At 64.4% G+C, this 11,889-nt stretch carries 16 protein-coding genes and 1 pseudogene; 11 read left to right on the top strand and 6 right to left on the bottom strand.

From position 1 onward, the window contains the following. Nucleotides 1–259, bottom strand: a 259-nt coding sequence (locus AC1DVT_RS12825; protein ID WP_477389427.1) for a TetR family transcriptional regulator, incomplete at its 3' end; no start/stop codon positions are given. A 140-nt stretch (nucleotides 260–399) separates the two neighbouring features. On the opposite strand from AC1DVT_RS12825, the gene AC1DVT_RS12820 reads away from it, so the two are divergent. From AC1DVT_RS12820 to AC1DVT_RS12810, 3 genes are all read left to right on the top strand, one after another. Continuing rightward, the gene (locus AC1DVT_RS12820) at nucleotides 400–600 is read left to right on the top strand and encodes a helix-turn-helix domain-containing protein (RefSeq protein ID WP_457100704.1); all 201 of its coding nucleotides are present in this window, start codon (nucleotides 400–402) and stop codon (nucleotides 598–600) included. Nucleotides 601–693: 93 nt separating this feature from the next. Further along, complete coding sequence (locus tag AC1DVT_RS12815; protein ID WP_477389431.1) at nucleotides 694–1,149, top strand: organic hydroperoxide resistance protein; 456 nt, start codon at nucleotides 694–696, stop codon at nucleotides 1,147–1,149. Next, entirely contained in the window at nucleotides 1,150–1,902 is a 753-nt protein-coding gene (locus tag AC1DVT_RS12810) for a 2-oxo acid dehydrogenase subunit E2 (RefSeq protein ID WP_477389425.1), read from the top strand. Between the two features lie 197 nt (nucleotides 1,903–2,099). Here AC1DVT_RS12810 and AC1DVT_RS12805 read toward each other — a convergent pair whose 3' ends face one another. The 5 genes and pseudogenes from AC1DVT_RS12805 to AC1DVT_RS12785 form a co-directional block, all read right to left on the bottom strand. Continuing rightward, nucleotides 2,100–2,324 carry a lipoyl domain-containing protein gene (locus tag AC1DVT_RS12805; protein WP_477389429.1) on the bottom strand — a complete coding sequence of 75 codons (225 nt, stop codon included), beginning with the start codon at nucleotides 2,322–2,324 and terminating at the stop codon, nucleotides 2,100–2,102. A 16-nt stretch (nucleotides 2,325–2,340) separates the two neighbouring features. Then, a complete protein-coding gene (locus AC1DVT_RS12800) occupies nucleotides 2,341–2,619 on the bottom strand; it encodes a transketolase C-terminal domain-containing protein (RefSeq protein ID WP_457100730.1) in 279 nt (92 codons plus the stop codon). Then, a pseudogene (locus AC1DVT_RS12795) lies at nucleotides 2,608–3,054 on the bottom strand (alpha-ketoacid dehydrogenase subunit beta); the annotation flags it as partial. The gene AC1DVT_RS12800 and the pseudogene AC1DVT_RS12795, both read right to left, overlap by 12 nt. 35 nt (nucleotides 3,055–3,089) lie before the next feature. Further along, on the bottom strand, nucleotides 3,090–3,377 hold the full coding sequence (locus AC1DVT_RS12790) for a hypothetical protein (RefSeq protein WP_477389423.1): 288 nt from the start codon (nucleotides 3,375–3,377) through the stop codon (nucleotides 3,090–3,092). A 134-nt stretch (nucleotides 3,378–3,511) separates the two neighbouring features. After that, nucleotides 3,512–4,021: a hypothetical protein gene (locus tag AC1DVT_RS12785; protein ID WP_457100707.1), complete on the bottom strand. Its 510-nt coding sequence runs from the start codon at nucleotides 4,019–4,021 to the stop codon at nucleotides 3,512–3,514. 159 nt (nucleotides 4,022–4,180) lie between these two features. Between AC1DVT_RS12785 and AC1DVT_RS12780 the strand changes: the two genes are divergently transcribed. The 8 genes from AC1DVT_RS12780 to AC1DVT_RS12745 all read left to right on the top strand — a co-directional run. Continuing rightward, a complete protein-coding gene (locus AC1DVT_RS12780) occupies nucleotides 4,181–5,257 on the top strand; it encodes an amidohydrolase family protein (protein WP_477389421.1) in 1,077 nt (358 codons plus the stop codon). A 26-nt stretch (nucleotides 5,258–5,283) separates the two neighbouring features. Then, nucleotides 5,284–6,435 carry an amidohydrolase family protein gene (locus AC1DVT_RS12775; RefSeq protein ID WP_477389419.1) on the top strand — a complete coding sequence of 384 codons (1,152 nt, stop codon included), beginning with the start codon at nucleotides 5,284–5,286 and terminating at the stop codon, nucleotides 6,433–6,435. Next, complete coding sequence (locus AC1DVT_RS12770) at nucleotides 6,432–6,845, top strand: Rieske (2Fe-2S) protein (protein ID WP_457100710.1); 414 nt, start codon at nucleotides 6,432–6,434, stop codon at nucleotides 6,843–6,845. Before AC1DVT_RS12775 ends, AC1DVT_RS12770 begins: the two co-directional genes overlap by 4 nt. A 29-nt stretch (nucleotides 6,846–6,874) precedes the next feature. Further along, entirely contained in the window at nucleotides 6,875–7,792 is a 918-nt protein-coding gene (locus AC1DVT_RS12765) for an alpha/beta fold hydrolase (protein ID WP_477389417.1), read from the top strand. After that, nucleotides 7,785–8,690: an alpha/beta fold hydrolase gene (locus AC1DVT_RS12760; RefSeq protein ID WP_477389415.1), complete on the top strand. Its 906-nt coding sequence runs from the start codon at nucleotides 7,785–7,787 to the stop codon at nucleotides 8,688–8,690. Before AC1DVT_RS12765 ends, AC1DVT_RS12760 begins: the two co-directional genes overlap by 8 nt. Nucleotides 8,691–8,873: 183 nt before the next feature. After that, a complete protein-coding gene (locus AC1DVT_RS12755) occupies nucleotides 8,874–10,166 on the top strand; it encodes an NADH-ubiquinone oxidoreductase-F iron-sulfur binding region domain-containing protein (RefSeq protein WP_457100713.1) in 1,293 nt (430 codons plus the stop codon). A gap of 1 nt (nucleotide 10,167) precedes the next feature. Then, the gene (locus tag AC1DVT_RS12750; RefSeq protein WP_457100714.1) at nucleotides 10,168–10,455 is read left to right on the top strand and encodes a ferredoxin; all 288 of its coding nucleotides are present in this window, start codon (nucleotides 10,168–10,170) and stop codon (nucleotides 10,453–10,455) included. Continuing rightward, nucleotides 10,442–11,889 (top strand): CoA-acylating methylmalonate-semialdehyde dehydrogenase (locus AC1DVT_RS12745; RefSeq protein ID WP_477389413.1); only part of this gene is annotated, 1,448 nt, incomplete at its 3' end. The genes AC1DVT_RS12750 and AC1DVT_RS12745, both read left to right, overlap by 14 nt.

Here is an 11,889-nt window from a genome sequence, read left to right as displayed (position 1 = left end):
GCTCGAAGTCGTCCTGAACCAATTCGAGCAACTCGATCGCGATGGCTTCCTTCGACTCGAAGTGGTGGTAGAGGCTCCCAGGAAGTACTCCGGCAGCCTCCGCGATGTGAGCCATCGTGGTCCCCGAGTAGCCGCGCTTCTCGAAAAGTCCCGCAGCGATCGAGCGGATCTMGTCTCTCCGTGACCAGATGGCGACGCGCTGCGCGTCATCGGTGGGCTGGGTAGTCGTACCACGAGTATGGCGTCGTCGGGGGCGCACGTTTCGGTCCTTCCTGGTTGGCCCGCATATCGGAGCAAAGATTCGGGTTGCCACTTGCGGGATGAGGGCGAGCGCCCTAATCTCGGAGCAAGTGTTTGGTTCAATGATGAATCCCAGACAAGCGAGAGGACAAGACGCTGATGTCTGCCGATGAAGTCAAGACGTTCTTGACCAGGCTTCTCAAGGAGGCGCCTGGGCATGCCTCGGACATCGCAGCGGCGATCCGAATACCCAATCGACTTGTGGAGCGGTCCCTCGAGGAACTCTCCAATGACGGATTGGCGGAACGAGTCACGGACACCAGCGGCACCTGGTATCGATGGGCCGCTGACCCCATGTAGCACCCCGCCGCGGAACGAGGAGTGGCATTCGAACCGCGACGCCCGAAACGTCCACTGCGCACTCGCCGCAGTGAGATCAAGGAGACGAACATGATCAAAGCCCTCTACACGGCATCGGCGACATCGACGGGAAACGGACGCAACGGGAGGGTTCGTTCCGACAACGGTCGGCTCGACTTCTCGGTGGCGATGCCGGTCGAGATGGGCGGCAGCGGCAACGGCACCAACCCGGAGGAGCTGTTCGCCGCGGGATACTCCGCGTGCTTCCACAGCGCACTGTTGATGATCGCGCGTGAGGGCGGTGTGTCCCTGGCCAACGCTGCGGTCACCACCGAAGTGGGGCTCGGCTCAGGGGAGAACGGCGGCTTCGGTCTCGCCGTGACGTTGCGAGTCTCGCTGCCGGAACTGGAGATGGACATCGCCGATCAGCTCATTGCACGGGCCCACGAGGTCTGCCCCTACTCTAATGCGACACGGGGAAACATCAATGTGCAGCTGGAGACCGTGGCGACCGTCGCCACGGAACGTGAGTCAGTCGGATCCTTCTGAATGTCGACTACTACGTCCAATCGACTCCCACCCCTTCGCGGCGCCACTGAGAAGCTGTCCCGACTGCGAAAGACCATCGCGCGTCGCATGACGGAGTCGCTCCAGACCACCGCGCAGCTGACGACGGTCGTCGAGATCGACGTCACCGCACTCGCCTCCTTGCGCGAGGCGCACAAGACCGAGTTCCTCGAGCGGGAAGGGGCGAAGCTGTCGTTCCTTCCATTCTTCGCCAAGGCCGCTGTCGAAGGCCTCCAGGTGTTCCCGCGCGTGAACTCGACGCTCGACCTAGACGCCGGAACCGTGACCTATCCGGACAGCGAACATCTCGGCATCGCGGTGGACACGGATCAGGGCCTCTTCGTCCYGGTCCTGAGGAACGCCGGCCAGCTGAGCATCGCCGAACTCGCGCGCGGCATCGATGATCTCGCCACGCGGGTTCGCGAGGGCAGGGTCGCTCCCGACGAGCTGTCCGGGGGCACGTTCACGCTGACCAACACCGGCAGTCGCGGGGCGCTGTTCGATACCCCGATCCTCAACCGCCCCCAGTCCGCGATTCTCGGCACCGGGATCGTCGCTCGCCGGCCGGCGGCCGTGCGGGACGCGGTCGGTGCCGAGGCGATCGCGGTGCGATCACTCGTCTACTTCGCTCTCACCTACGATCACCGCATCGTGGACGGTGCCGACGCCGCGCGTTACCTCGGCTGGGTCAAGGATCGTCTCGAACGAGCCGACTTCGCCGACGAGTTCCACTGACCCCCACGACCTCCGACGCTCTCTTGGTCGCAGAGGCGCTGATGAAAAGGTGAGGACCTGGGGAATACGCCTCCCAGGTCCTCTCCTGCGCGTCGATCGGTGCCGTTTCCTCCAGGGACTCGGCCCTGCCACAGGACGTACCGCTGCCCGTCGAGATGACATCGACGACGTCATCTCACGCGGTCGCTACGTGGTCGTCACGCCGCCTTCTCGATAAGATCGATCTGAGTGCCGACGGAGTAGGTCTCGCCGGGAACGGCCTCACCATGGCGCAGGGTGCCCGACGCAGCGGCCTCGATCTCGAGCGCCACCTTCTCGGTTTCCACCGAATAGATCTGCTCGCCCTCGGCGACCGCCTCCCCGTCCGCGACGAGCCACGCGATGAAGGTCACTTCTTCTATGGCCATAGAGACCTTCGGGATGCTGACCGAGACGTGTTCAGATATTTGCTGCTTTCAGCGTCGAGCGGACTGTCGAGACGATGTCTTCGACGCGCAGCGTGACGACCGACTCGGAGGCGCGTGCAGGGATGGGGGTGCACCTCGCACCGACACGCTGGACGGGCTCGAGGAGCTCGCCGAACATCTTCTCGTTGATCTGGGCGGCGATCTCCGCCCCAGGACCGGCGAAGGCCGTCGCGTGGTGGACGATGACGGCGCGCCCGGGTTGCCGCCTCGATGAACAGGACAGGGTGGGGTCGAAGATCGACGAGAGCAACAGTCCCTTCGCATCTGCCGGAGTGCTGGGGTAGACGACCTTGAGGCCCGGTACGTGCATGAACCACGCCTCGAGCGACTGCGAGTGCGTCCCTCCCGAACGGGTGCCGGCGAAGATGGCCGTGCGCACGGTGATCGGCGAGGTTGTGCGGCCACCTGACAGGTACCGGACCTTGGCGGCGTGGTTCACGATCTGGTCCATCGCGATGCCGATGAAGTCCATGATCATGATCTCTGTGACCGGAGGGTAACCCTCGATGCTGCCGCCGATCGCAGCACCGATGATCGCCGCCTCAGAGATCGGGGTGTTCATCACCCGGTCGTGACCGTGGGTCGTGGGGAGCCCCTGGGTAACACCGTTGACGTCGCCGGCCGGATCAGCGAGGTCTTCGCCGAGCAGGAAGACCCGGTCGTCGGTGCGAAGTGCCTCATCGAGAGCGGAGTTGAGCGTCGCGCAAGCTCATGGTTGTTTCAGACATGGGTGATCACCAATCCATCGGCGTAAACGTTGTCTTCGATCTCTGCCGCGGCGGGCACTGGGGCGGCGACCGTTTCGGCGACCGCCACCTCGATCTCGGCTGCTGCCGTGACGCGGATGGCAAACTCCAAGAAGGCGTTGGAGCAGTAGCGCTCTGCCGGAACGTGCAGCGGGCTGGTCATCGCAAACGGCACCTTCGAGATCACATCGTCTCCATTGGGGCCGATCGGGACGGCCTGCTCGATGAGATCCGCGCTTGTGTGGGGGTCAACGATCGTCATTGCCGCTCAATCTCTCCTCCGACGTTGGAGGCTGGAATACCAAGATTTGCTCTCAACCGACTCAGGTTCGGAGTTCTGCACAATCCCAGTGCGCCCACTGGGACCGAATAGTTGCTCCGGCCAGGGTTGCGATATTAGTTGAGGGCGTGGCTACCGCAGTTGTCAGATTCGTCGTCGATCCCGACGCGGCGCTCAGTGCTGAGTGCTTCGCCACCGCAGTCCGAGCCCTCGAGGTTGAGGGATTCACAGTGCTGGCATCGGCTCCTGAGCACCTTCCCTAGCCGCGGCGCGAAGTCGAGAAAATCGTGGACGACGACGGCGGTCTCGATACGGGGACCCCCTCGGACGCCTGCACTCGCACGTTCGGCGTGGAACCAGAGCTTGGCGTCATCACCTATGTCAGTCGGGGTACCGACGACGACGCGCGCGGCGTGCTTCAACGCTTCGGAATCGGGGGACACGTTCACCGCGAATTCCTGGATGGCAACGATGAGGTCGTCACGGTCACGATTGCGCAGTCCGATGTCCGGCGCGTACCGGAAAGCAGACTGCATACTGCGCTCGAGGCGACTCTGAACTGCGACGTGCGGATCGTCCTGGCCGGCTGACGGGACGCTGACGTCCGCAACCTGCAGACGGAACATCGGCACTCCCTTCAAAATCGTGTGTCTTTCAGTTCGCTGCTCGATCCGGAGCAGAAATTCGGTGAGTCCCTTGTCGCGGGCCCCGCGCGCATGTACCGTTGGAGCAATTGTTTGGTTCGGTCGTACGGAAGCGGCCTCCGGCATACAAAGGAGTAACGGATGACCGGGACGGAATCGTTGAAGATCGACTCCAGCGTGCACGCATTCTTCGAGTCCGATCGCGACCTGCGCACGTACCTGCGGGCGCCGTTCGCAAGCCGAGGGTTCCCTGACGCGGATGTGTCCTGGTTCTCGCCGGAGGGGCCGAAGTACGCGCGGGGCACGGAGAACGCCGACGGATCGCATCCGGGTTCGGATCCGGACAAGGTCGGGGCGCACATCTTCGGCGAGGGCGGCCTCGACTTCGCCGTGGTCCACCCCATGACGGCGGCGGCCATCCTCCCGGACTGGCACCTGGGCACCGCGATACTTTCTGGCACCAACCAGATGCTCGCGGAGCGGTGGCTGGAGCAGGGCACCTTTGCCGACAGATTCCGAGGGACGATCCGGGTGCATCCGACCGACATCGACGGTGCCGTTGCCGAGATAGGCCGGTGGAAGAACCACCCGAAGATGGTGCAGATCGGGTTGCCGACTCAGACGCAGGTGCCTTACGGGCGTCCGCAGTTCCGCCCGTTGTGGCGTGCGGCCGTCGACGCGGGCTTGCCGGTCGCGATTCACCTCGAGAAGGGCGTCGGGGTCACCCACCCGCCGACACCGTCCGGCACTACGCGGACGTATTCGCATCACGCGGCGTACGAGGGGATGACCTACATCTGGCACCTTATGAACATGATCGCCGAGGGCGTGTTCGCCGAGTTCTCGGATCTCAAGGTGATCTTCGGGGATGGCGCAGCGGACATCCTGACTCCGTTCATTTGGCGCATGGACACTTTCGGTCGTCCGCACCTGGAGCAGACCCCGTGKGCGCCGCTCATTCCGAGCGACTACCTCGCGGGGCATGTCTATTTCGTGAACGGCGTGCTCGACGGGCCTCCCATCGATGCGGACTTCGCGTCTGAGTGGCTCCGCATGACGGGGAAGGAAGACATGCTGCTTTTCGGTTCGAGCTACCCCGAGTGGCAGCTCAGCACTCCGGCAGATCTACCTGCCGGCTGGTCCGACGAACAGCGGGCGAAGGTTCTCGGCGCCAATGCCGCGCGGCTCTTCGGCCTGTCTACGCCCGCGTTGGTCTGACGCCATTCAATCGAGAGGAACGACCGATGACTATGCAGATCGAGACGGATCACGTCGCCTCGGAGGTGATGACCCCGGTGCGCGTGGTGGACTGCGACGTGCACCCCACGTCCCGAGTGGGAGAACTTGAAGAGTACTTTCCAGAGCCCTTTCGAAAGATATTCGCCGCTCGCGCTGTGGGCTCAGGCAACCCCGTCTACTACGATGCTCCGGACTACGCCAATGCGATGGCGATGCGCACCGACAGCTTCCCCGACGACGGGAACTTCGCAGGCTCGGACCCGGACCTGACGTTCCGCCAGCTGATCATGGAAGCAGGGTCCGACATTGCCATTCTCGGCCCGCTCGCCGGACCAGCGGCGCAGACACCGGAAGAGGCTCATGCGGTCGCCTTCGCTATCAACCGGTGGCAGGAGACCCACTGGCTCGACAGTCGGAACAACTGGCACAAGCGCTTCCGCGGTTCCATCGTGGCGGCCATGTCCGCTCCTGAGGCTGCCGCGCGCGAGATAGAGACGTGGGCGGGACACGAGTACTACAGCCAGGTGCTGATCGACGCGGAGGGGCGGCCCTCGTGGGGAGATCCTCAGTACGACCCGATCTGGGAAGCGGCGAGCCGGCACGATATCCCGGTCGCGTGCCACCTCGGCCGAGGCAAACACAATGAGCTGCCGATGTCACCGGTCGGTTTCATGACCTATAACCACGACCTCATGGTCACCTACTCGATGCTCGCTGCGAACCAGGTGATGAGCCTGATCTTCGACGGCGTCTTCGACCGTTTCCCGAAACTCCAGATCATTCTGATCGAGCACGCATTCAGCTGGATACTGCCGCTGATGTGGCGCATGGACAGGATCTACGAACTTCGCGGGAACGAAATGGGCCTGCAGCGCAAGCCCTCGGAGTACGTCAAGGACCACATCTGGTTCACGACTCAGCCGTTGGACTATCCCGAGGACAAGCTCGAACTGACTAACGCGCTCGAATGGATGGAAGCGGACAGGCTCCTTTTGTTCTCCTCCGACTACCCGCATTGGACCTTCGACGACCCGCAGTGGGTGGCCAAGCACATGCCGGAAAAGATGCGGGACAAGATCATGTTCGGCAACGGCATCAACCTGTTCCACCTGCCCTCCGAGGTTCCCGCACTTCCCGGTCAGAGGCTCGTGCGATGACCCTTGGGGAGATCAGGAAGACCGGCCCGTCTGCACAGCCCCGGCTGGCTCGCGGTCGCGATCACGTGGTCGCCCAGGTGGGCGAGATCACGCCGGGGGACTCGAAGATCGTGCCCATCGGCCGCCACGGGGTCGGTGTGTACAACGTGGACGGCAAGTTCTACGCGATCGCCAACTACTGCCCCCACGAGGGCGGCCCACTCTGTCTCGGGCGCACGCACGGACAGACGGTGACCGACGAGGACAGCGCCGGCGGTGCCACCGAAGTCCGCCAGGGCGAGTTCATCTACTGCCCCTGGCATCAATGGGGCTTCGAACTCGCCACCGGAACCACCGCGGTCAAGCCCGAGTGGAGCATCCGAACGTATCCGGTGCGTGTCGACGGCGACGACGTCATCGTCACGGCCTGAAGCCGACAGAAGAGACAAGGAACCAGCACATGGCAGAGATCGAGATCAACGGCGGGCGCGTGGTGTACGAACTCGTCGGGCCCGAAGACGGCGAAGTGGTCACGCTCACCCCCGGCGGCCGCTTCAGCAAAGACTATGGCGGAGTGCACGAGCTCGCGAACGCTCTCGCCGCCGGAGGCAAGCGCGTGCTGCTGTGGGATCGGCCGAACTGCGGTGCATCCGACATCCAGATCTACGGCAAGACCGAATCCCACATGCSCGCCGAGATCCTCGGCGAGCTGGTCAGGGCGCTCGGCATTCCGTCCCTGGCAGTGCTCGGCGGATCCGGTGGAGCACGCGACTCGATCTTGTTCACGATCATGAATCCCGACCTCGCCACTCGTCTCTGCATCTGGTCGATCGTGGGCGGCACGTTCAGCACCATGAGTCTCGCGGGCGTCTACGTGCTCAAGGAACTCCGGGCCGTGTGGTCTGGTGGGATCGACGCGGTCGCGCAGCTCCCAGAATGGAGCCGGCTGATCGCAACCAACCCGCGCAATCGGGAACGACTCGACGCGATCGGTGGCGAGGAATTCGAGCGGGTGATGTCCCGCTGGTTCGACGCGTACGTTCCGAAGCCGAACGAGGTGATCCCCGGCGTGCCGGACTGGCAGTTCGCGGATGTCAGGGTTCCGACCCTGATCATCCGGGGCGGCGAGAAGGACCGGGACCACCCCAAGCGGACGTCCTTCGAGGTGCATGCCCTCATCAAGGGTTCGACGCTCATCGACCCGCCGTGGCCTGAGGACGCGTGGGAGCGTGCCGTCGAGGCGATGATGGCTGGGACGGGGAGCGTGTTCGACCCCTGGGTGCAGGCCGCCCCGGCGATTCTCGCCTTCCTGGACGAGACGGCACCGGAACRCGAGTTGATCGGAGCATCTTCAGCACACGGTGGGCAGCGTGCCTGAGGTCGAGATCAACGGCGGACTCGTCGCCTACGATCTCGTCGGGCCTGTTGACGGCGATGCCGTCGTCCTCACCCCCGGCGGCAGGTTCAGCAAGGATTTCCCGGGCGTGAGACCGCTCGCGGATGTGCTCGCTGCCGGCGGCAAACGCGTACTCCTCTGGGATCGGCCGAACACGGGGCGCTCCGATATCCAACTCTTCGGAAAGACCGAATCGCACATGCGGGCAGCGACCCTGGGCGGACTGGTCMGCGAGCTCGACCTGGGTCCCATCGCGGTCCTGGGCGGGTCGGGGGGAGCGCGAGACTCCATCGTGTTCACGCTCATGCATCCGGAACTCGTGAGCAAGCTTGCGATCTGGTCGATCGTCGGCGGAACGTCCAGTTCCATGAGCCTCGCGTGGGTCTACGTGCTGAACGAACTGCGCACCGTGCGGGAAGGAGGCATCGAGGGCATCCTCGAGATGCCCGGCCTCGCGGGCAGCTGGTCCGAGCTCGTCACAGCGAATCCCCGCAATCGCCAACGCCTCGAGGAGATCGGATCCGAGGAGTTCGAACGGGTGATGTCACGCTGGCTCGACGCCTACGTTCCCAAGCCCAACGAGGCGATCCCCGGCGTACCCGACTGGGAATTCGATCAGATCACCGTTCCCACGCTGATCATCCGAGGCGGAGAGAACGACTTCGATCACCCCAAGCGGACATCGTTCGCCGTGCACTGCCTGATCAGGGGCTCACGTCTCGTCGAGCCGCCTTGGCCCGAAGACGCATGGGAACGCGCGCAAAAGGCGCGGAATGCAGGCAACGGCAGCATCTTCGACCCCTGGATCAAGGCAGCGCCGACCCTACTCGATTTCATCGACGAGCCCGTGAACGCACTCGCGGCTCGACAAGGGCTGTGATCGACGGCCCTGGAAGGGAGCAATTCACCACCAGGGGGAACTAAGAATTGTTCCGGCGAGATCGACCCAATCAATCGACATTTGCCCACCCAGCGCACCACTCCACCGACCTCACAGTCCCTCACACGAATCAGCCCGCGGCGGACGTCCACGCCGACCAATCAGAGAAGAGGAGACACAGGAATGAGTCTCATAGCTGATCCCCTTGCGCGCTTGCGAATCGGAGCCCTGGGTACCCTGCCACGTCTCCTACGGGCTCAGCCCGGTCGCGAAACGCTGGAGGATTACCTTGCCCAAGGAGGTTACGAACCCCTCCAGGACCCGGAGGCCCTGCTCGAGGCCATCCGCGAAGCGGGACTCCGTGGTCACGGAGGTGCCGCGTTCCCCACCGCCCGAAAGATCGACTCCGTGCGAAACGGCAGCGGCACTCCGGTAGTCGTGGGAAACGGTGAGGAAGGTGAGCCATCGTCGGCGAAGGACCGATGGCTGCTGCGCAACCGTCCCCACCTAGTGCTGGACGGGCTTCGGCTCGCCGGTGCTCTGGTCGGTGCAAGAGCGCTGCACCTCTATCTTTCGGATGACGCTTCCCACGACAGCGTGATCTATGCGCTGGATGAGCTCGAGGGGACCGGGATCTTCGAGAGTGGGGTGCACGTGACGAAGGTCTCCGCCGCCTACGTCGCGGGTGAGGAGTCCGCGGTCGTGCAGGTGCTCAACGGTGGGCCCGCTCTCCCGAACGAGAAGCCTCCGCGGCCCTTCGAGCAGGGCGTCGGGGGTGCGCCCACACTGATCAACAACGTCGAGACCCTCGCGAACTTCCCGATCATCCACCGCGTCGGTGCGGCGCAGTTCCGGAGTCTCGGCACCGACACTTCTCCGGGGACGTTCCTTCTGACGATCACCGGCATCGACGCGACTGGGGTTTACGAGGCGCCCTACGGGGTCACACTCCGTCGGGTGCTCGAGGAGCTCGGAGAGGATACTGCCGCGATCACCGGGTTCCTGATGGGCGGGTACTTCGCCGGTGTACTCGGCCGTCAGGCGCTGGACATTCCCCTGGACTACGACTCGGTGTCCGCTGCGGGCAGCGGCCTCGGGTGCGGCGCAATCGGGGTGATCACGGAGCGCAGCTGCCCAGTCGCTGTCTCGGCCGGTGTCATGGCCTACTTCGCACGCGAGAACGCAGGCCAGTGCGGGTCATGCTTCAACGGCACGGCCGCGATGAGTGCGGTGCTCGATGCCCTGCATCGTCACCAAGCCGAGTCGTCCGATATCGATCGGCTGCAGCACTGGGCCGGATTCCTGCGCGGTCGCGGGGCCTGCGGCACCCTCGACGGGGCGACCAACGTTGCGGCCAAGCTCCTGCGCGAGTTCCCCCACCAAGTGGCGGACCACCTCAGCGGACGATGCGATATCTGCATCGCGGGAGCCGAGGTCTCGGACCCGCCGTTCGCGATCTCACGGATTGGAGACTGATATGAAGATCAAGCTCGACCGCACGAAGTGCGACGGCTTCGGAACCTGCGCTCTGTACGCGCCGGATGTGTTCTCGCTCGATGAGTGGGGGTACGCATCACTCGAAACGCGTGGCGAGATTCTCCCGGAGCGGGAGGGCGACGTTCGACGCGCCGTGCTGGACTGCCCCGTGCACGCCATCATCGAGCTCCAGGTTCAGAGCGAGACGGTGCGTTCCTTCTCCGTGCCAAAAGAGGCTCAACAACATCAGCGCACCATCGAGAAGGAGACCATCCGTGAGCACAGCTGAAGTCGACCTCGTCCCCGCAGACCCGGAGACGGGAGTCGCAGTGATCTCCCACTGGATCGACGGGGCGGCGCGCGCGTCGACGTCCGGGCGGACGGCTCCTGTCTTCAATCCCGCGACCGGTGCGGTGCGGGCGAAGGTCGCTCTGGCGGACCAGTTCGAGATCGATGACGCGATCGCGTCCGCCCAGCGCGGGTACGCGGTGTGGAGCGGGTTCTCGATCGCGAGGCGTCAGACCGTGCTGTTCGCGTTCCGGGAGCTGCTGAATGCCCGCAAGGGCGAACTGGCGCAGATCATCACGGCCGAGCACGGCAAGGTCGTCTCGGACGCGATGGGTGAGATCCTGCGCGGACAGGAAGTGGTGGAGCTCGCGACCGGGTTCCCGCACCTGATCAAGGGTGCGTATTCGGGGAACGCCTCGACCGGTGTGGATGTGTATTCGTTGAAGCAGCCGCTCGGTGTGGTGGGCATCATTTCGCCGTTCAACTTCCCGGCGATGGTGCCGATGTGGTTCTTTCCCGTCGCGATCGCGGCGGGCAACGCCGTCATCCTCAAGCCCAGCGAGAAGGACCCGTCCGCTGCTCTATGGATGGCGCAGCTGTGGAAGGAGGCCGGGCTTCCGGCCGGCGTGTTCACGGTGCTGCAGGGCGACAAGCTGGCGGTCGATGGGCTGCTGACGAGCCCCGTGGTGCAGTCGATCTCGTTCGTGGGGTCGACCCCGATCGCGCAGTACATCTACGAGACCGCGTCCAAGCACGGCAAGCGGGTGCAGGCGCTGGGCGGCGCGAAGAACCACATGCTCGTGCTGCCGGACGCCGACCTGGACCTCGTCGCCGACCAGGCTGTCAACGCCGGCTTCGGCGCGGCGGGGGAGCGGTGCATGGCGATCTCGGTCGTACTGGCCGTCGAGCCGATCGCGGACGAGATCATCGAGAAGATCACCGAGCGCATCGCGAGGCTGCGCATCGGCAACGGTGCCGGGGTCGACGGTGTCGAGCCCGACATGGGTCCTCTGATCACCGAGGTGCACCGGGACAAGGTGTCCAGCTACGTGGACATCGCCGAGCAGGATGGCGCCAAGATCGTCGTCGACGGCCGCGGCTACACCGTCGACGGGCTCGAGGACGGATTCTTCTTCGGTCCGACCCTCATCGACGACATCCCCACGACCTCCCGCGCGTACACCGAGGAGATCTTCGGACCGGTGCTCTCCATCGTGCGGGTCGAGTCATACGACGAAGGCCTTGATCTCATCAACTCCGGCGAGTTCGGCAACGGCACCGCGATCTTCACCAATGACGGGGGAGCCGCCCGCCGATTCCAGAATGAGGTGCAGGTCGGCATGATCGGCATCAACGTCCCGATTCCCGTCCCGGTCGCGTACCATTCATTCGGCGGCTGGAAGAAGTCGCTATTCGGCGACGCGAAAGCCTACGG

The sequence above is a fragment of the Microbacterium sp. P2_F9 genome, assembly GCF_056403635.1.
The sequence above is the reverse complement of the archived record's forward strand: the minus strand, read 5'-3'. Positions and strand labels throughout refer to the sequence as shown.